19 protein-coding genes are annotated in these 17,604 nt (G+C 72.6%); 14 read left to right on the top strand and 5 right to left on the bottom strand.

Annotation, left to right across the window (positions count from 1 at the left end; genetic code table 11):
- Positions 1-118 precede the first annotated feature (118 nt).
- On the bottom strand, positions 119-709 hold the full coding sequence (locus ACH4S8_RS25865) for a TIGR03086 family metal-binding protein (protein WP_398397908.1): 591 nt from the start codon (positions 707-709) through the stop codon (positions 119-121).
- Positions 710-812: 103 nt separating this feature from the next.
- Between ACH4S8_RS25865 and ACH4S8_RS25860 the strand changes: the two genes are divergently transcribed.
- Together ACH4S8_RS25860 and ACH4S8_RS25855 are read left to right on the top strand one after the other, a co-directional pair.
- Positions 813-1,775, top strand: coding sequence for a helix-turn-helix transcriptional regulator (locus ACH4S8_RS25860; protein WP_398397906.1), 963 nt, complete (start codon positions 813-815; stop codon positions 1,773-1,775).
- A 135-nt stretch (positions 1,776-1,910) separates the two neighbouring features.
- Positions 1,911-2,276 (top strand): hypothetical protein, encoded by a 366-nt coding sequence (locus ACH4S8_RS25855; RefSeq protein ID WP_398397904.1) that lies wholly within the window; start codon positions 1,911-1,913, stop codon positions 2,274-2,276.
- Positions 2,277-2,315: 39 nt separating this feature from the next.
- On the opposite strand, the gene ACH4S8_RS25850 is transcribed toward ACH4S8_RS25855, so the two are convergent.
- Positions 2,316-2,942: a TetR family transcriptional regulator gene (locus ACH4S8_RS25850; protein ID WP_398397902.1), complete on the bottom strand. Its 627-nt coding sequence runs from the start codon at positions 2,940-2,942 to the stop codon at positions 2,316-2,318.
- 186 nt (positions 2,943-3,128) lie between these two features.
- On the opposite strand from ACH4S8_RS25850, the gene ACH4S8_RS25845 reads away from it, so the two are divergent.
- The 3 genes from ACH4S8_RS25845 (at position 3,129) to ACH4S8_RS25835 (ending at position 5,008) form a co-directional block, all read left to right on the top strand.
- The gene (locus ACH4S8_RS25845; RefSeq protein ID WP_398397900.1) at positions 3,129-3,296 is read left to right on the top strand and encodes a hypothetical protein; all 168 of its coding nucleotides are present in this window, start codon (positions 3,129-3,131) and stop codon (positions 3,294-3,296) included.
- A gap of 225 nt (positions 3,297-3,521) precedes the next feature.
- Positions 3,522-3,734, top strand: a complete 213-nt coding sequence (locus tag ACH4S8_RS25840; RefSeq protein ID WP_328458090.1) for a DUF4190 domain-containing protein — start codon at positions 3,522-3,524, stop codon at positions 3,732-3,734.
- Between the two features lie 104 nt (positions 3,735-3,838).
- A complete protein-coding gene (locus ACH4S8_RS25835; protein WP_398397898.1) occupies positions 3,839-5,008 on the top strand; it encodes a cysteine desulfurase family protein in 1,170 nt (389 codons plus the stop codon).
- A 51-nt stretch (positions 5,009-5,059) separates the two neighbouring features.
- Here the strand turns inward: ACH4S8_RS25835 and ACH4S8_RS25830 are convergent, their stop codons facing one another.
- Positions 5,060-5,764, bottom strand: coding sequence for an N-acetylmuramoyl-L-alanine amidase (locus ACH4S8_RS25830; protein WP_398397896.1), 705 nt, complete (start codon positions 5,762-5,764; stop codon positions 5,060-5,062).
- Between the two features lie 60 nt (positions 5,765-5,824).
- On the opposite strand from ACH4S8_RS25830, the gene mnmA reads away from it, so the two are divergent.
- Positions 5,825-6,946 carry a tRNA 2-thiouridine(34) synthase MnmA gene (mnmA, locus tag ACH4S8_RS25825; protein ID WP_398397894.1) on the top strand — a complete coding sequence of 374 codons (1,122 nt, stop codon included), beginning with the start codon at positions 5,825-5,827 and terminating at the stop codon, positions 6,944-6,946.
- A gap of 20 nt (positions 6,947-6,966) precedes the next feature.
- Here mnmA and ACH4S8_RS25820 read toward each other — a convergent pair whose 3' ends face one another.
- A complete protein-coding gene (locus ACH4S8_RS25820) occupies positions 6,967-7,758 on the bottom strand; it encodes an alpha/beta fold hydrolase (RefSeq protein ID WP_398397892.1) in 792 nt (263 codons plus the stop codon).
- A gap of 64 nt (positions 7,759-7,822) precedes the next feature.
- Complete coding sequence (locus tag ACH4S8_RS25815; RefSeq protein ID WP_398397890.1) at positions 7,823-8,146, bottom strand: DUF427 domain-containing protein; 324 nt, start codon at positions 8,144-8,146, stop codon at positions 7,823-7,825.
- A gap of 50 nt (positions 8,147-8,196) precedes the next feature.
- Between ACH4S8_RS25815 and ACH4S8_RS25810 the strand changes: the two genes are divergently transcribed.
- The 8 genes from ACH4S8_RS25810 to ACH4S8_RS25775 all read left to right on the top strand — a co-directional run bounded on the left by ACH4S8_RS25810 (position 8,197) and on the right by ACH4S8_RS25775 (position 17,591).
- Positions 8,197-8,736: a TIGR00730 family Rossman fold protein gene (locus ACH4S8_RS25810; protein WP_398397888.1), complete on the top strand. Its 540-nt coding sequence runs from the start codon at positions 8,197-8,199 to the stop codon at positions 8,734-8,736.
- A gap of 79 nt (positions 8,737-8,815) precedes the next feature.
- Positions 8,816-9,514 carry an SDR family oxidoreductase gene (locus ACH4S8_RS25805; RefSeq protein WP_398397886.1) on the top strand — a complete coding sequence of 233 codons (699 nt, stop codon included), beginning with the start codon at positions 8,816-8,818 and terminating at the stop codon, positions 9,512-9,514.
- Positions 9,515-9,544: 30 nt separating this feature from the next.
- Positions 9,545-10,552, top strand: coding sequence for a methionine synthase (locus ACH4S8_RS25800; RefSeq protein ID WP_398397884.1), 1,008 nt, complete (start codon positions 9,545-9,547; stop codon positions 10,550-10,552).
- A 15-nt stretch (positions 10,553-10,567) separates the two neighbouring features.
- On the top strand, positions 10,568-12,763 hold the full coding sequence (gene ligA, locus ACH4S8_RS25795) for an NAD-dependent DNA ligase LigA (protein WP_398397882.1): 2,196 nt from the start codon (positions 10,568-10,570) through the stop codon (positions 12,761-12,763).
- Positions 12,764-13,024: 261 nt separating this feature from the next.
- Positions 13,025-15,247, top strand: coding sequence for a putative bifunctional diguanylate cyclase/phosphodiesterase (locus ACH4S8_RS25790; protein WP_398397880.1), 2,223 nt, complete (start codon positions 13,025-13,027; stop codon positions 15,245-15,247).
- A gap of 297 nt (positions 15,248-15,544) precedes the next feature.
- Positions 15,545-15,841, top strand: coding sequence for an Asp-tRNA(Asn)/Glu-tRNA(Gln) amidotransferase subunit GatC (gatC, locus tag ACH4S8_RS25785; protein ID WP_037622623.1), 297 nt, complete (start codon positions 15,545-15,547; stop codon positions 15,839-15,841).
- 5 nt (positions 15,842-15,846) lie between these two features.
- Positions 15,847-17,352 (top strand): Asp-tRNA(Asn)/Glu-tRNA(Gln) amidotransferase subunit GatA, encoded by a 1,506-nt coding sequence (gene gatA, locus ACH4S8_RS25780; protein WP_398397877.1) that lies wholly within the window; start codon positions 15,847-15,849, stop codon positions 17,350-17,352.
- Positions 17,353-17,360: 8 nt separating this feature from the next.
- Positions 17,361-17,591, top strand: coding sequence for a hypothetical protein (locus ACH4S8_RS25775; protein WP_389086236.1), 231 nt, complete (start codon positions 17,361-17,363; stop codon positions 17,589-17,591).
- Positions 17,592-17,604: the final 13 nt, after the last annotated feature.

Genomic DNA, 17,604 nt, shown 5'->3' with positions numbered 1-17,604 from the left:
GACCCGGAACCCGGGCCGCACGAGCGGCACAGGTCCGCCTGTGCCGCTCCCGTGGGTCGGGGGGCACCCTCTTGCGTCGGCACCCCCGTCCCGTCCGCGGATGCCGCGCCCTGTGCCGTCAGGCGGTCACCAGCGGGCGGCGGCCCGTCCAGGCCGCCAGTCGCTCGTAGGCGTCGGCGCCCTCGGACACCGGCTCCACCGCGCCGAAGGGCAGCCCGGGGTCCTCGCGGCCCTCGTCGGGCAGTACGCGGGCGGCGATCGTGAGCGCGAACTCGGCCAGTTCCGGGTCGAGTTCGAGAGGCCGGCCCAGCGCCTCCGAGAGGTCCCAGGTGTGGGTCACCGCCTCCATGACGTACCCGGCCAGCGCGACGCGGCCGAGAGCCTCGCCCCAGGGCACCCGCACCGGCGCGTCCAGCCGGGCGTCGTCCGCCCATCCCGCGCGGACCTGTTCCCTGACCTCGTCGTACGCGGCGTCCCAGCCGTCGTCCGGCACGCCGTCGGCGAACGGCCGCACCGCGAGCCCGTCGCCGCCCGCCCCGATCACGGCGATCCGCCGGGTGCCGCCGACCATGTGCGACAGCAGCAGGCGCACGTCGAACTCGGTGCACGGAGTGGGGCCCTCCAGCTGCTCCGGCCGCACGGTCGCGATCAGCGACGCGATCTGGGCGGCGGCGCGGGCGTACAGGGGGCGGGGGTCCATGGCGTTCATGACTACCTCTTCCGTGGCTCGGTGTGCCCTCACTCTCGACGCATAACCTGACAGTTTCCGTCAACATTTGCGGACGGCTCCGGGCGGGCGCGATCCTGGGCGCGTGAAGTCCGACCGCCTGCTCTCGATCCTGCTGCTGCTCCAGACCCGAGGCCGTGTCCCGGCGCACGAACTGGCCGACCGGCTGGAGGTGTCGGTGCGCACGATCTACCGGGACATCGAGGCCCTGTCCGCCTCCGGCGTCCCCGTCTACGCCGAGCGTGGGCGGCACGGCGGCATCGAACTGCTCGCCGGGTTCCGTACGGACGTCACGGGACTGACCGCGGACGAGTCCCGCTCGCTGTTCATCCTGGCGGCGCAGGGCGCGCACGCCGCCCTCGGCCTGGACGCGGCGCTCGGCTCGGCGCTGCGCAAGGTGATGGCAGCGCTGCCCGCGCCCTTCCGGCCGGCCGCCGAGGTCACCAGCCGGCGGGTCCTCGTCGACGCCACCCGCTGGAAGGGCGGCCCGCAGCGGGCCGCGGATCTCGACGTGCTGCAGGACGCCGTCTTCTCCGACCGCCGGCTGCAGTTGCGCTACCGGCACGGCGGGGACGCCGAACCGCGCACCTACACCGTCGACCCGTACGGCCTCGTCTCCAAGGCCGGTGTCTGGTACCTGGTCGCCGACCGGCGCGGTGCGCCACGGCTGTTCCGCGCCGACCGGGTCCGCTCGGCCGCCCTTCTGCCGGACCCGGTGCGGCGCCGCCCGGGCGTCGAACTCGCCGATGTCTGGGAGGTGTTGCGCCGCCAGGTCGAGGAGCGGCCGGGCGGCGTCGATGTCACGGTCCGGGTGCGGCGCGACCGGCTCGACATGTTCCTGCGCCTCCACGCGGCCTCCCTCGCGGAGCTGCCCGAGGACGACGGCGCCGACGAGTGGGTGACCGCGCGCCTGTGTCTCGGCTCGGTGCGCGAGACCCGCACGCTGCTGGCCTTCGGGGACGCGCTCGAGGTCCTCGCGCCGGCCGAGGCGCGCGCCGAGCTGGCGGCGACGGCGGCGGCCATCACGGCGGTGTACGAGGGGGGTTGAGCCCCGGCTCCGGACCCGTGCCGCACAGGAACGCACAGTCCCGGCACAGCGTGGCCCTACCTGGACCTGATCCTCTGTCTTCCGCTCGTCCGGCCATCGCCGACCGGCCCACGTGAATTGACTGGGAGTTGCCCCATGAACCGTCGTGCACGCCTCGTTCCGTTCGTCGCCCTTCTCGCGTTCTCGCCCCTCCTGGCGGCCTGCGGCTCCGGTGACGCGTCGTCCTCGGACGGCAAGACCTCCGGGGGGCAGAACTGCACGCGGCCGTCCGGGATGCCGGGCGGCGGCTCCGGACGCCCCGGCGGCGCGCCCTCGGGCCGGCCCTCGCGGTCGGGCGCTCCCTCGGGGATGCCCAGCGGCTTCCCCTCCGGGACGCCGAGCGGCTTCCCCTCGGGCATGCCGAGCGGCGCTCCCGGCGGCGGCGCGGGCGGCGGCCAGGGCGGCTGCGGCGGCCAGATGGGGCAGGGGCAGGGGCAGCCGGGTGCGGGCGCGCAGGGCTGACGCGGGGGAGGGCCCGCCGCCGTACGGGGTGGCGGGCGGTCAGCCGAGCCAGTGGCGGCGGCCGATGCTGATCAGCCGCATCTGACGGCTCGCCGTCCCGGCCACCCGTTCGCGTTCCGCCTCTGGGCCGTCCAGCGCCTCCAGGAACGCCGAGGCCGCCATCAGCATGTGGTCGACGTACAAGCCGGCCAGCATCAGCAGATCGCCGTCGCCCCACCCCGCCGACTCGGGGTGCTCGGCCAGCGCGTCCCTGACCTCCTCGGCGAACCGGGCCAGTTGCTCCCGGATCGCGTCCCGCACCGGCTGGACACCGCCGTGCCGCTCACGCGCGATGAAGCGGACGTGCGCCGGGTGCGTCCCGACGTGGTGGGCGATCAGTTCCACGGCACGGGCGATGCGTTCGTCGCCGTCGCCGGCCGTGGACACGATGTCCTCGATCATCGGGTGGAGGCTGCCGAGCGCCTCCTCGACCAGCGCCACGCCGAGATCCGCCGTCGAGCGGAAGTGCCGGTAGAAGGCCGTCGGGGCGACTCCGACGGCGCGGGTGACCTCGCGCAGCCCCAGGCTGCTCAGGCTCTGGTCCTCCAGAAGCCTGAGCGCCGCGTCCAGCAGCGCCTGCCGGGTCTTCTGCTTCTGCGCCTGGCGGATGCCGAGAGTGTGACTCATGCCATGCAGTTAACAACTGTTCTCTGGAATTTTAAAGCCATGGAGCGCGCTAGACTCAAGAGTCAGTGAACAACTGTTACTACAACCGTTCACTGGACCGTCAAGTCGCGGAAACACCGGGGGCTCACTGTTGAGGTCCCGGGACCCTCCGGGACCGGACTTCGAGACTTCTTCGAGAGGCATCCCATGCTGTTCCTCGTCGCCGCACTCCTGCTGCTCGGCGTCGTGATGGGCTCCGTGGCGCACGCGCCGCTGACCGTGAGCCTCGTCGCCGCGTCCGTCATCGGCGTCTGGCTGGTCGTCTTCGCGCTGCGCGAGCGCGGGGCCCGCCGGCGCCACCCCTCCGTCAACTGACCGTTGGTCCCGCACCTTTGCCGACCGGCCGCTGGTCCGACCCCTTCACCAACTGACCGTTGGGAGCTGACTCACGTCATGGAACTCACCGCGCGCACCACCGGCACGACCCGCACCACCGGCACGACCCGCACCACCGCCACGACCCGCACGACGGACATCGACCGCACCGCCGAAGCCGCCGCTTCCGCCACGCGCCGCACCGGCGTCAAGGACGCGGACGGCATGGCCGTGGCCTCCTTCGTCCTCGGCCTGCTCGGCCTTCTCGTGCTGAACGTCTTCCTCGGCCCCGTCGCCATCGTCCTGGCCTCCGTCGCCCTCTGGCGCGGCACGGCCCGCCGGGGCCGCGCCTTCCTCGGTCTCGGCCTGGGCATCGCCGACCTGGTCGTCCTGGTCGCCTTCATGCAGGTCGACAACACGGTGTCCTGGAGCTTCTGAGGCGCGCCGCGACGGACGGCCGGGGCTCCGGCCGCGAGCCGGGGCGGGCGGCATGCCGCGGGGGCCCTGGCACGGGGCAACGGGCCCGTAGAATCGAGCCCACCATGGCTTACCTCGACCACGCCGCGACCACGCCCATGCTTCCCGAGGCAGTAGAGGCCCTGACCGCCCGGCTGAGCGTCACGGGCAACGCCTCCTCCCTCCACGCCGCCGGCCGCACCGCGCGGCGGGCCGTCGAGGAGGCCCGCGAAACCCTCGCGGACGCCCTCGGCGCCCGTCCCAGCGAGGTGGTCCTCACCTCCGGCGGCACCGAGGCCGACAACCTCGCGGTGAAGGGCCTGTACTGGTCCCGCAGAGACGCCGATCCGGCCCGCACCCGCGTTCTGGCGAGCCCCGTCGAGCACCACGCCGTCCTCGACGCGGTCCACTGGCTCGGCGAGCACGAGGGCGCCACCGTCGAGTACCTGCCCGTCGACGCGTACGGCCGCGTCCACCCCGACGCCCTGCGCGAGGCCGTCGCCCGCAACCCCGCGGACGTCGCCCTCGCCACGGTCATGTGGGCCAACAACGAGATCGGCACCATCATGCCGGTCCGCGAACTGGCCGACGTCGCGGCCGAGTTCGACATCCCGCTGCACGCCGACGCGGTCCAGGCCTTCGGTCAGGTCCCCGTCGACTTCGCGGCCTCGGGCCTCGCCGCGATGACGGTGTCCGGCCACAAGGTCGGCGGTCCCTACGGGATCGGCGCGCTGCTCCTGGGCCGCGAGTACAGCCCCGTGCCCGTGCTGCACGGAGGCGGCCAGGAGCGCCACGTCCGCTCCGGCACCCTCGACGTGCCCGCCATCGTGTCCTTCGCGGTCGCCGGGCGGCTGGCCGCCGAACGGCGGGAGTGGTTCGCCACCGAGATCGGCGCCCTGCGCGACGACCTGGCCGACGCCGTCGTCAAGGCCGTGCCCGACGCGATCCTCGGCGGCGACCCGGCCCCCGGCGGCCGGCTGCCCGCCAACGCGCACTTCACGTTCCCGGGCTGCGAGGGCGACTCGCTGCTCCTGCTGCTCGACGCGCAGGGCATCGAGTGCTCCACCGGCTCGGCCTGCACGGCGGGGGTGGCCCAGCCCAGCCACGTCCTCCTCGCCACCGGCACCGACCCGGACCTCGCCCGGGGCACCCTGCGCTTCTCCCTCGGCCACACCTCCACACCGGCGGACGTCGCCGCGGTGGCACGCGCGATCGGCCCGGCGGTGGAGCGGGCGCGCAGGGCGGGCCTTACCTGACCCCGGCGCGGCGCGGCGCGGCGGGACCGGACCGGGGACCTGGGGCCCTCGTCAGGCCGCCGCCGACCGGGCCCGCCGTACGAGCCGTATGTACCGGTCCCAGTCCCAGTACCGGCCGGGATCCGTGTGGTCCGTGCCCGGGACCTCGACGTGCCCGATGATGTGCTCGCGGTCCACGGGTATGCCGTACCGCCCGCAGATCCCGGCCGTCAGCCGCGCGGACGCCTCGTACATCGCGTCGGTGAACGACGAGGGGCGGTCGACGAAGCCCTCGTGCTCGATGCCGACGCTGCGTTCGTTGTACGAGCGGTTGCCCGCGTGGAACGCCACGTCCAGTTCGCGGATCATCTGCGTGATCCGGCCGTCCCTGCGGACCACGTAGTGGGCGGCCGCTCCGTGCCGGGGGTCCTGGAAGACCTTCACCGCGCTCGCGAAGCTGCCCTGGGTGACATGGACGACCACGCGGTCTATCGCGTAGTCGTCGGGACGGTCGGCCCGCCGCCAGTTCGCCGCCGAGGCGGCCACCCACCGCGCGCCCCGGAAGTCCACCGCCCCCGCGACGCGTGCCTTCTCCACACCCGGCAGCCGCCACCACAGGTGCGACAGCTCCTCGCGGGCGAGCCCGGCCACGCTCGCGGCGGCCGCCAGGCCGCCGACGATCAGCGCCCGCCGCCCGACCGGCCGGTCCGCGTCCTTGCCGCCCGCCCCGGCCGCACGGCTCGGTGCCCTGCCCGGCTTCCCCTTTTTCGCCCCCATGCGATCTTCAACGGATACTCGCGGGCTCCGGTTCCCGCGGCCCCGTACCCTGGAGGGGTTATGACTGACACCTCGCAGCGCCCCCTCCGCGTCCTCGCCGCCATGTCGGGCGGAGTGGACTCCGCCGTAGCCGCCGCCCGTGCCGCCGAGGCCGGGCACGACGTGACGGGCGTCCACCTCGCCCTCTCGGCGAACCCGCAGTCGTTCCGGACCGGCGCGCGCGGCTGCTGCACCATCGAGGACTCGCGCGACGCCCGCCGGGCCGCCGACGTCATCGGCATCCCGTTCTACGTCTGGGACCTCGCCGAGCGCTTCCGCGAGGACGTCGTCGAGGACTTCATCGCCGAGTACGAGGCCGGCCGCACCCCGAACCCGTGCCTGCGCTGCAACGAGAAGATCAAGTTCGCCGCCCTGCTGGACAAGGCGCTCGCGCTCGGCTTCGACGCGGTCTGCACCGGCCACTACGCGCAGGTGATCGTCCGCGAGGACGGCACCCGCGAGCTGCACCGCGCCTCCGACATGGCCAAGGACCAGTCGTACGTCCTCGGGGTCCTGGACGACCGCCAGCTCGCCCACGCGCTGTTCCCGCTCGGCGACACGGTCACCACCAAGGACGAGATCCGCGCCGAGGCCGAGCGCCGGGGCCTGGCCGTCGCCAAGAAGCCGGACTCGCACGACATCTGCTTCATCGCCGACGGCGACACCCAGGGCTTCCTCGCGAGCCGGCTCGGCAAGGCCGAGGGCGACATCGTCGACGAGGCCGGCGCCAGGATCGGCACCCACGAGGGCGCGTACGGCTTCACGATCGGCCAGCGCAAGGGACTGCGCATCGGCACCCCGGCCGCCGACGGCAAGCCCCGCTACGTCCTCGACATCTCGCCGGTGAACAACACGGTCACGGTCGGCCCGGCCGCCTCCCTGGACGTGTCCGCGCTGACCGCGATCAAGCCCCGCTGGTGCGGCGCGGCCCCGACGGGCCCCGGCACCTACACCGCCCAGCTGCGTGCCCACGGGGGCGAGACCGAGGTGAACGCCCACCTGGCCGACGGCGAGCTGCGGGTCGCCTTCACCGAGCCGGTCCGCGGCGTCGCCCCCGGCCAGGCGATCGTGCTGTACGACGGCACCCGCGTGGTGGGCTCGGCGACGATCGCGACGACCACGCGCGCGACGGCGGACGTCTGAACCACGCCGGGCCGGTCGGCCTAGGCGTCCGTGCCGAAGAACTCCGCGAGCACCGGTGCCAGCGCCCCGGGATCCACCATGTGGGTCTGTCCCTCCAGCGTGCGGTACGAGCCGTTCGGCGCCGCCTCCGCGATGCTCCGCGCCGCCTCGCGCATCCACGCGGGGCTCGCGTCACCGGCGACCGACAGCAGGGGAACGGAGAGCGCGGCCAGCCGTTCACGGGGCACCCGGCTCTCGCCCGTCCCCAGCGCGGCGTCGTCGTACGCCAGGGTCGGCGCGATGGCCTCCATGCCGGGCCAGGCGTGGGACATGCGCACCCCGGCGATCATCTCCGGGGGCGTGCCCACGAGGGCCAGGAACAGTTCGACGGCGTCGCCGTGCCGGCCCTGGCCGAGCAGCTCGGTCAGCCGCTCGGTGTACTCCGCCCGCTGCTTGCCCGCCACCTCGTCGACGGCGAACGGCGTCTCGTAGACGGCGACCTCGCGGACGGGCAGTCCGCTCATGACCGCCTCCAGGGCCAGCGCGCCGCCCGACGAGATGCCGTAGAGCGCCGCGCTGCCCCCGAAGGTCTCGATCAGCGCCGCGATGTCCTCGACCTCCCGGGCCACTGCGAAGGGTGCCGTGTCACCGCTGTCACCGCGGCCCCGCCGGTCGTAGGTGACGGCGCCGAAGCGGTCCGAGAGGGCCTCGGCGAGAGGTGCCAGCGTGGCGCCCGTGCACATGGCGCCGCCGACCAGGACGACCGTCGGGCCGTCACCGTGGCGTTCGTACGCGATGGGGGTCCCGTCGCGCGAGATCGTCTTCTTGTCCATGCCTGTAGAGACTGCCGGTTCGGCGGGGACTCATCGCTCCACCACGCCCGCGTCCGCCCGGATCTCAGGACACGTCGACCTCGTAGAAGCACAGATGGTCCTTGATCCCGGCGACGTCGGGCTTGGGATCGGGGTAGGCCCACACCAGATCGGCCGCGCCGGGGCGCGACCAGTAGGACGCGGTGCCCTTGAACGGGCAGTACGTGTGGGTGTCGGAGGGCGTCAGCAGGTCCAGCCGGACGTCCTCGGGCGGGAGGTAGTAGCGCACCGGACAGCCCGTCTCGCGCAGCACCAGGGGGCGGTCGCTCTCCGCCAGGACCTGGCCGCCGTGCACGACGCGGACGTGGCGCGTGCCCTGCTCGATGGTGATCGTGTGTCCTTCAGCCATGTACGGAAAGCGCTCGCGGGCCCCGATTCGTTCCCGCGTACGGTGAAGTCATGAACATCTGCGTCTTCCTCTCCGCCGCCGACCTCGACGACCGCTACACACGCCCCGCGCGGGAGTTCGCCGAACTCCTCGGCAAGGGCGGCCACACGCTCGTGTGGGGCGGCTCCGACGTCGGACTGATGAAGGTCGTCGCCGACGGGGTGCAGGAGGCGGGAGGGCGGCTGGTGGGCGTCTCCGTGGACTTCCTGGCCGACAGGGCCCGTCCGGGCGCCGACGAGATGGTCGTCGCCCGCGACCTGGCCGAGCGCAAGGCCCTGCTCCTGGCGAAGGCCGACGCGGTGGTCGTCATGGTCGGCGGCACCGGCACCCTCGACGAGGCGACCGAGATCCTGGAGCTGAAGAAGCACGGGAAGACCGAGAAGCCGGTGGTCCTGCTCAACACGGCCGGCTTCTACGACGGCCTCAAGGAGCAGTTCCGGCGGATGGACGCCGAGGGCTTCCTGCCGCGCCCCCTCACCGAGCTGGTGTTCTTCGCCGAGGAGCCGGTGGGCGCGCTGGCCTACCTGGAGGAGAGCACCGGCACCCGCTGAGGCGCCGGCACCACGTCCCGGGCCGGGCCCGTCCCACCGGGGCGTCCGCGGTTCGAGACCGGTCCCCGGTGATGCGAGCATGGCGTCCATGCCTACACATGTGATCACCGGGGCCGGTTCCGGCATCGGCGCGGCCGTCGCCCGCCGCCTGCACGCGCGCGGGGACGAACTCGTGCTCCACGCGCGCGACGCCGGCCGCGCGAAGGAACTGGCCGCCGCGTTCCCCGGGGCGAAGACCCTGGTCGGCGACCTGGCGGACCCCGACAAGCTCTCCTGGGCGTTCTCGCACCAGTCGCTCCCCGGCCGCGTCGACTCCCTGCTGCACATCGCGGGCGTGGTCGACCTCGGCCCGGTCGGCGAGCTGACCCCGAAGTCCTGGCGCCATCAGCTCAACGTCAACCTCGTCGCCCCCGCCGAGCTGACCCGCCACTTCCTGCCCCAGCTGCGCGTCTCCCAGGGACACGTGGTCTTCGTGAACTCCGGCGCCGGCCTGAACGCCCACGCCGACTGGTCCGCCTACGCCGCCTCCAAGCACGGCCTGAAGGCCCTCGCCGACTCCCTGCGCCACGAGGAGCACGCGGCTGGGGTCCGGGTGACCTCCGTCTATCCCGGCCGCACGGCGAGCCCCATGCAGGCCAAGGTCCACCAGCAGGAGGGCAAGCAGTACGACGCCTCGAGGTGGATCGACCCCGAGTCGGTGGCGACGACGATCCTGATGGCGCTCGACCTGCCCCGTGACGCCGAGGTCAACGACCTGACGGTGCGCCCGGGAGGCTGACCCGCCCGCGGGATTCCGTAGGCTTCCGGGGTGAGCGAAAACAGCGAGTTCAGGTTCGGCTCCGCCACCGGGGTCGGGTCCATGCCGGGCGGTGACGCGCGGGAGGCCGCCAAGACCGTGACCGGCTCCTTCGAGGATTTCCCCTTCCTCGCCGAACTGCCCGCGCGCGGGCCCGGCGCGGACATGATCGGCCGGACCGCGGGGATGCTCGTCGAGCTGTACGCGCGCGTGGAGCCCAGCGGCTGGCGCTTCGGGGACCGGCCGGGCCGCGACACCAAGCGGGCGAGGTCGTGGCTGGGGGAGGACCTCGACGCCCTGGAGGAGTTCACCCAGGGGTACGAGGGACCTCTCAAGGTGCAGGCCGTCGGTCCCTGGACCCTGGCCGCCGCCCTGGAGCTGAGGAACGGCGAGTCCGCCCTCTCCGACCCCGGCGCCTGCCGCGACCTCGCCGGCTCGCTCGCCGAGGGCCTGCGCCTCCACCTCGACGAGGTACGCCGACGGATCCCCGGGGCCCGGATCGTCCTTCAACTCGACGAGCCCTCCCTGGTCGCCGTGCTCCGCGGCCAGGTACCCACCGCCAGCGGCTACCGCACCAACCGCGCGGTGGACCGCCAGATCGCCGAGGCCACCCTCCGGGACGTCGTCGGGGCGAACGGGGGCGGTCCCGTCGTGGTCCACACCTGCGCCCCGGACGTCCCCTTCGCCCTGCTGCGCCGGGCGGGCGCGGCGGCGATCTCGTTCGACTTCTCCCTCCTCACCGAGCGTGACGACGACGCGATCGGGGAAGCGGTCGAAGGCGGTACCCGGCTGTTCGCCGGTGTCGTCCCCGGCACGGACGTCCCGTTGTCGGACCCTGCCGGTAGCGTCATGGGTGTCAGGACGCTGTGGCGCAGGCTGGGGCTGCGGCCGGGTCTTCTCGCGGAGGCGGTCACGCTCACTCCGTCGTGCGGACTCGCGGGGGCCTCCCCCGACTTCGCGCGCAGGGCGCTGGCCCACTGCGTCCGGGCGGCGAGATCCCTCGCGGACAACCCAGAGTAACGGGAGGACACAACGGTGGCCGGCGAAGACCACGCAGAGCCCACATCGGTACCCGCCGAGGCACGAGAGCGGCACGCGCGGCTCGCCGAGGAGGTCGAGGAGCACCGCTTCCGGTACTACGTGAACGACGCCCCGGTCGTCAGCGACGCGGAGTTCGACACGCTGCTGCGTTCCCTGGAGGCGCTGGAGGAGGAGTACTCCGAGCTGCGGACACCCGACTCGCCGACCCAGAAGGTCGCGGGTTCGTACGCCACGGAGTTCACCTCCGTGCGGCACCACCAGCGCATGCTGTCGCTGGACAACGCCTTCACCGACCTGGAACTGGCCGCCTGGGCCGAGCGCGTGGCCAAGGACGTGGGCACCTCCGACCACCACTTCCTGTGCGAGCTGAAGGTCGACGGGCTCGCCGTCAACCTCACGTACGAGCACGGTCGTCTCACCCGCGCGGCCACCCGCGGCGACGGCCGCACCGGCGACGACATCACGCCCAACGTCCGTACGATCGCGGAGATCCCGGACCGGCTGACCGGCGATCACGTGCCCGACCTCGTGGAGATCCGCGGCGAGGTCTACTTCCCGATGGAGAAGTTCGACGAGCTCAACCGCCGGCTGGTGGCCGCGGGCGACAAGCCCTTCGCCAACCCCCGCAACGCGGCGGCCGGTTCGCTGCGGCAGAAGGACCCCCGCGTCACCGCGACCCGGCCGCTCCACATGGTCGTCCACGGCATCGGCGCCCTGGAGGGGTTCGAGGGCCTCGGCCGGCTCTCCGAGGCCTACGGGCTGCTGCACTCCTGGGGACTGCCGACCACGCGGTACGCCAGGGTGGTCGACGACCTCGACGGCGTAAGGGAGTTCATCGCGTACTACGGAGAGAACCGCCACTCCGTGGAGCACGAGATCGACGGCGTGGTCGTCAAGCTCGACGAGATCCCCCTCCAGGGGCGGCTCGGCTCCACCGCGCGCGCACCCCGCTGGGCGATCGCCTGGAAGTACGCGCCCGAGGAGGTCAACACCAAGCTCGTCAACATCCGTGTCGGTGTGGGCCGCACGGGCCGGGTCACGCCGTACGCGCAGGTCGAGCCGGTCACGGTCGCGGGCTCCGAGGTCGAGTTCGCCACCCTGCACAACCAGGAGGTGGTGAAGGCCAAGGGCGTCCTCATCGGGGACACGGTGGTGCTGCGCAAGGCCGGTGACGTCATCCCCGAGATCCTCGGACCGGTCGTCGACCTGCGCGACGGCAGCGAGCGGGAGTTCGTGATGCCGGCCGAGTGCCCCGAGTGCGGGACGCCGCTGCGCGCCATGAAGGAAGGCGACATCGACCTGCGCTGCCCCAACGGCCGTTCCTGTCCGGCGCAGTTGAGGGAGCGTGTCTCCTACCTCGCGGGCCGGGAGTGCCTCGACATCGACCACTTCGGGGACGTGGCCGCGGCGGCGCTGACCCGGCCGCTGGCACCCGTGGCCCCGCCGCTCGTCGACGAGGGCGACCTCTTCGACCTCACCGTCGAGCAGTTGCTCCCGATCAAGGCGTACGTCCTCGACCAGGACAGCGGCCTGCCCAAGCGGGACCCGAAGACCGGTGAGGAGAAGGTCGTCACGGTCTTCGCCAACCAGAAGGGCGAGCCGAAGAAGAACACGCTTGCCCTGCTGGAGAAGATCGCCGAGGCGAGGACCCGTCCGCTCGCCCGGTTCCTCAACGGACTCTCCATCCGGCACGTGGGCCCGGTGGCCGCCGAGGCGCTGGCCCGCGCGTTCCGTTCCATCGACCGCATCGAACAGGCCACCGAGGCGGAACTCGCCGCGGTCGACGGGGTCGGGGGGATCATCGCGACCTCGGTCAAGGAGTGGTTCGCCGAGGACTGGCACCGCGAGATCATCCGCAAGTGGAAGGCGGCCGGCGTCCGGATGGAGGACGAGGGCGCGGGCGAGGAGGAGGGGCCCCGTCCGCTCGAAGGCCTCACCGTCGTGGTCACGGGCACGCTCGAGCACCACACACGGGACGGGGCGAAGGAGGAACTGCAGAGCCGTGGAGCAAAGGTGACCGGTTCTGTTTCGAAGAAGACATCTTTCGTTGTGGTGGGCGACAATCCCGGCTCGAAGTATGACAAGGCGATGCAGTTGAAGGTTCCGGTCCTGAACGAGGAGGGCTTCGCCGTGCTGTTGGCGCAGGGGCCGGACGCGGCGGCGGAAGTCGCGCTTTCCATCGAGGAATAGCGGCTGAAGACCACCCGTTCGGCGCATATCGGATGTATGTGGGTGACCAGGTCGCATTCGGGCAACCGTCGACGACCGCTGCCCGTGGAAGCCTTCCGCGGCCTACTGTTGACGTGTGCGCCCACCGTGCCCGGCTGCGGTCGGCGCATTCCCCAGCTCCGCACGAGCCGGGGAAAGGGTTTTCCGACGCGGCACCGTTGGCAGTCGTCGCCGGCAACGGATCGTGTGGCGTGGGCACCGCCGGCAGTGAGAGGGACGGGAATGGAACCGACCGAGAGCGCCGCTCCCGACTCACGGCTGCGCCTGCGCCGGACGACCGGCGCGTGGCTGACGGGCCTGCGGGTGGGACGGGCTTCGGAGCGGTCCGCCCGGGGCGGACCCGGTGCCGCGCCGCTCGCCGTCCCCGGCGCTCTCACCGCCGAGCGCGGCACCGGCCTGCCGGGCCAGGATCCCGAACGACATCTGTCCTGGCCCGCACTGCCGTCGGCGGTCGTGGGCACCGCCGCGTTCGTCCTGGGCGCGGGCTTCTACCGCGCGTTCAGCGGCCATCACGCGCTCTTCCCGTGCCGCGCCGTCGGCTGGGCACTGGCGTTGCTCACCGGCATCATCGTCGGCCACCTGGTCGCGCTCGGCCGCGCCCGCTGGTGGGGCGGCACCGGTTCCGGCGCCGCCCTCACCCTCGCGGTCCTGCTGCTGTACGGCTGGGTCCCGGCCGGCATGGTCAGCCTCACCGTCGTCGTCCTGGTGGGCACGGCCCGCCGCAACCGCTGGCGCCAGGGCGTCCTGCACGGTGCCGCCGACATCCTCGGCATCGGCGCCGGAGCCCTGGTCCTCGCGTCGTTCGGACGGTTCCCGAGCGTCGAGACGCCCTGGGCCCCCGACACCTGGACGTTCTACGCCGTTCCCCAGGTGATCCTGGTCGCCGGCGCCTATCTCGTCGTCACCCGGACCCTGCTCTGGTACCTGAACACGCCGGGCGGCGGTCTGCCCACCGTCGCCCGCACGGCCCTGGTCAGACAAGGGCTCGTCGCCGTGGCGCTGCTCGGCATCGCGCCGCTGATCTGCGTCGTCGCGGTGGCCCAGCCGGCGCTGCTGCCGCTGTTCTCGATCCCGCTGATCGCCCTCGACTCCACCCTGTGGATAGCCCGCGCGCGGGCCGAGGAGCAGCTGCGCGACCCGCTGACCGGGCTGCCGAACCGGCAGTGGCTGCTGGAGCGCACCTGGACGGCGCTGGACGACGCCGAGCGCATCGGCGCCCGCTCCGCCCTGATGCTCATCGACCTGGACCGCTTCCGTTCGGTGAACGACACGCTGGGACACCTCGCCGGTGACCGGCTGCTCCTCCAGATAGCCGAGCGGCTGCGGCTGGCACTGCCGCGCGGGGCGGAGGCCGCGCGGCTCGGCGGTGACGAGTTCGCCGTGTTACTGCCGGTCGTGGACTCCACCACGTCGGCCACCCGGGTCGCCCGCAACCTGGTCGCCACCCTCGGCTCGCCGCTCGACCTGGACGGACTCACCCTCGTCCTGGAGGCCAGCGCCGGGCTTGCTGTTTTCCCCGACCACGCGCTCGACGCCGAGGGGCTGCTGCGCCTGGCCGACATCGCGATGTACCAGGCGAAGCGGGACCGCACGGGCGTGGAGGTGTACGAGTCCAAGCGGGACTCCAACACCCCCGACCGGCTGGGCCTGCTCGGCGATCTGCGCCGGGCCCTGGACACCGGTGACGTCGAACTGCACTACCAGCCCAAGGTCCGCTTCGACGGGCAGGTGGCCGGCCTCGAGGCCCTGGTGCGCTGGGTGCACCCCGAGCGCGGCAAGGTGCCGCCGGACGAGTTCATCGCCATCGCCGAGTCCTCCGGGCTGATGCCCCACCTCACCGAGTACGTCCTGGAGACGGCCCTCGGACAGGTCGCGCGCTGGCGGGCCCAGGGGCTGTACGTGCCGGTCGCGGTCAACGTGTCGCCGCGCGACGTCCACACGCCGGGGTTCGCCGGCGCCGTCGCCGCCCGTCTCGCGCGGCACGGAGTCCCCGCGGGAGCGCTCCAACTGGAGATAACGGAGCACGTGCTCCTGGAGGACCCGCAGCGTGCCGCGGACACCCTCGCGGCGCTCACCGGGCACGGCGTGAAGATGTCGCTGGACGACTTCGGCACCGGTTACTCCTCCCTGGTCCATCTGCGCCGGCTCCCGGTCAGCGAGCTGAAGATCGACCGCTCCTTCGTGGCACGGCTCGCCGTGGACGCCGAGGACGCCGAGATCGTGCGCTGCACCCTCGACCTCGCGCATTCACTGGGTCTGCTCGTCGTGGCGGAGGGCGTCGAGGACGACGAGACGTGGGAGCGGCTGCGGGACCTGGGCTGCGACGCCGTCCAGGGGTGGCTGGTCGCCGCGGCGATGCCGCCGGAGGAGGCCACGGCCTGGCTGCTGGCCCGGGGGGCCCGGGGGTGGCAGCGGCCGCGGGCTGCCCTGCCGGCGGCGGAGTAGTTCCGGCCTTCGGCCGGTTCGTCTCCCGCCCACGCACCACCCGTGCCCCTCTCCCGACAACCTCGGCCCCCTCGTGGTCCCTTCCCGCCGCAGGCGGCGTGATGGCCGCCGACGGCGGGACGGCCGAACGGGAGAGCTCGGCTTGTCGGCGGACGGTGAACGGGTGGTGCGTGGGCGGGAGACGTCCGGCCGGAGGCCGGGGAGTCGGCGTGCCCCGGCAAACCCGGGCGCGGGCATCGGCCCGAGCCCCATAGGATTGGGCGAAAACACACCGCACTCACCCCAGAGGATCGCTGCATGCCTGGCATCACGCGCGAGGAGGTCGCCCACCTCGCACGGCTGGCGCGTCTGGAGCTGAAGGGCGAAGAGCTCGACCACTTCGCAGGCCAGCTGGACGACATCATCGGCGCGGTCGCCCGCGTCAGCGAGGTCGCCGACCAAGACGTACCGCCGACCTCTCATCCGCTGCCGCTGACGAACGTCATGCGCGTGGACGAGGTCCGTCCGTCGCTCACCCCCGAGCAGGCGCTCTCCGGCGCCCCGGCCCAGGAGCAGCAGCGTTTCAAGGTGCCGCAGATCCTGGGGGAGGACTAATCACCATGACGGACACCAACGTCAACATCATCAAGCTCACCGCCGCCGAGATCGCCGGGAAGATCGCGGCGGGTGAACTGACCGCCGTCGAGGTCACCGAGGCCCACCTCGCCCGCATCGAGGCCGTCGACGAGAAGGTGCACGCCTTCCTGCACGTCGACCGCGAGGGCGCCCTCGCCCAGGCGCGTGCCGTGGACGCCAAGCGGGAGGCCGGCGAGAAGCTCGGCCCGCTCGCCGGTGTTCCGCTCGCGCTGAAGGACATCTTCACCACCGAGGGCATCCCGACCACCGTCGGCTCGAAGATCCTCGAAGGCTGGATCCCGCCGTACGACGCGACGCTCACCAAGCGGCTCAAGGCCGCCGACGTCGTCATCCTCGGCAAGACCAACATGGACGAGTTCGCCATGGGGTCCTCCACCGAGAACAGCGCGTACGGGCCGACCGGAAACCCCTGGGACCTCACCCGGATCCCCGGCGGCTCGGGCGGCGGCTCCTCCGCGGCCCTCGCCTCCTACCAGGCGCCGCTCGCCATCGGCACCGACACCGGCGGTTCCATCCGCCAGCCGGCCGCCGTCACCGGCACGGTCGGCGTCAAGCCGACGTACGGCGCGGTCTCCCGCTACGGCATGGTGGCGTTCTCCAGCTCCCTCGACCAGGGCGGCCCCTGCGCCCGTACGGTCCTGGACGCGGCCCTGCTCCACGAGGTCATCGCCGGGCACGACCCGCTCGACTCGACCTCCATCGACGCCCCGGTCCCGCCGGTCGTCGAAGCCGCCCGCAACGGCAGCGTGAGCGGCATGCGCGTCGGTGTCGTCAAGCAGTTCCGCGGCGAGGGCTACCAGGCCGGTGTCGTGCAGCGCTTCGACGAGGCCGTCGCGATGCTCAAGGAGCTCGGTGCCGAGATCGTCGAGCTGGACTGCCCGTCCTTCGACCTGGCGCTCTCCGCGTACTACCTGATCGCCCCGTCGGAGTGTTCGAGCAACCTCGCCCGCTTCGACGGCCTGCGCTACGGCCTGCGCACGGGCGACGACGGCACCCGCTCCGCCGAGGACGTCACCGCCCTCACCCGTGAGGCCGGCTTCGGCCCCGAGGTCAAGCGCCGCGTCATGCTCGGCACGTACGCGCTCAGCTCCGGCTACTACGACGCGTACTACGGCAGCGCCCAGAAGGTCCGTACGCTCATCACGCGCGACTTCGAGAAGGCGTTCGAGCAGGTCGACGTGATCGTCTCGCCGACCACGCCCACCACCGCCTTCCCGATCGGCGAGCGCGCCGACGACCCGATGGCGATGTACCTCGCGGACCTGTGCACCATCCCGACCAACCTGGCCGGCAACTCCGCCATGTCGCTGCCCTGCGGTCTCGCCCCGGAGGACAACCTCCCGGTCGGCCTGCAGATCATCGCCCCGGCGCTCAAGGACGACCGCCTGTACAAGGTGGGTGCCGCGGTCGAGGCCGCCTTCGTGGAAAAGTGGGGGCACCCGCTGCTTGAGGAGGCTCCGTCGCTGTGAGCAAGGCAATGTCCAAGGCCAAGGGCTTCAAGAAGTCGAAGTCGGGCACGTATCTGTCCATCGCCGGCACGGCGTTCGGTGCCTTCGGTGTCGCGAAGCAGGTCAAGAAGGCCCGCCAAGAACACGACACGCTGCGCCTCATCGACGCGGCCGTGTCCGCCGCTGCCATCGTCACAGGCCTCGCCATCCTCTACCGGGAGCTCAAGCGCCTGGGCGACGACGACGTCCTGCTGGGCTGAGAGGGAAGTTTTC

Source organism: Streptomyces sp. NPDC021080 (assembly GCF_044333225.1).
Taxonomy (GTDB): Bacteria; Actinomycetota; Actinomycetes; order Streptomycetales; family Streptomycetaceae; genus Streptomyces.
This window is presented reverse-complemented; position numbering and strand designations above follow the sequence as displayed.

Coding starts and splice junctions, on each gene's coding strand:
- ACH4S8_RS25865 (WP_398397908.1), bottom strand. CDS start 709: ATGAACGCCATGGACCCCCGCCCCCTGTACGCCCGCGCCGCCGCCCAG.
- ACH4S8_RS25855 (WP_398397904.1), top strand. CDS start 1,911: ATGAACCGTCGTGCACGCCTCGTTCCGTTCGTCGCCCTTCTCGCGTTC.
- ACH4S8_RS25850 (WP_398397902.1), bottom strand. CDS start 2,942: ATGAGTCACACTCTCGGCATCCGCCAGGCGCAGAAGCAGAAGACCCGG.
- ACH4S8_RS25845 (WP_398397900.1), top strand. CDS start 3,129: ATGCTGTTCCTCGTCGCCGCACTCCTGCTGCTCGGCGTCGTGATGGGC.
- ACH4S8_RS25840 (WP_328458090.1), top strand. CDS start 3,522: ATGGCCGTGGCCTCCTTCGTCCTCGGCCTGCTCGGCCTTCTCGTGCTG.
- ACH4S8_RS25835 (WP_398397898.1), top strand. CDS start 3,839: ATGGCTTACCTCGACCACGCCGCGACCACGCCCATGCTTCCCGAGGCA.
- ACH4S8_RS25830 (WP_398397896.1), bottom strand. CDS start 5,764: ATGGGGGCGAAAAAGGGGAAGCCGGGCAGGGCACCGAGCCGTGCGGCC.
- mnmA (WP_398397894.1), top strand. CDS start 5,825: ATGACTGACACCTCGCAGCGCCCCCTCCGCGTCCTCGCCGCCATGTCG.
- ACH4S8_RS25820 (WP_398397892.1), bottom strand. CDS start 7,758: ATGGACAAGAAGACGATCTCGCGCGACGGGACCCCCATCGCGTACGAA.
- ACH4S8_RS25815 (WP_398397890.1), bottom strand. CDS start 8,146: ATGGCTGAAGGACACACGATCACCATCGAGCAGGGCACGCGCCACGTC.
- ACH4S8_RS25810 (WP_398397888.1), top strand. CDS start 8,197: ATGAACATCTGCGTCTTCCTCTCCGCCGCCGACCTCGACGACCGCTAC.
- ACH4S8_RS25805 (WP_398397886.1), top strand. CDS start 8,816: ATGGCGTCCATGCCTACACATGTGATCACCGGGGCCGGTTCCGGCATC.
- ACH4S8_RS25790 (WP_398397880.1), top strand. CDS start 13,025: ATGGAACCGACCGAGAGCGCCGCTCCCGACTCACGGCTGCGCCTGCGC.
- gatC (WP_037622623.1), top strand. CDS start 15,545: ATGCCTGGCATCACGCGCGAGGAGGTCGCCCACCTCGCACGGCTGGCG.
- gatA (WP_398397877.1), top strand. CDS start 15,847: ATGACGGACACCAACGTCAACATCATCAAGCTCACCGCCGCCGAGATC.
- ACH4S8_RS25775 (WP_389086236.1), top strand. CDS start 17,361: ATGTCCAAGGCCAAGGGCTTCAAGAAGTCGAAGTCGGGCACGTATCTG.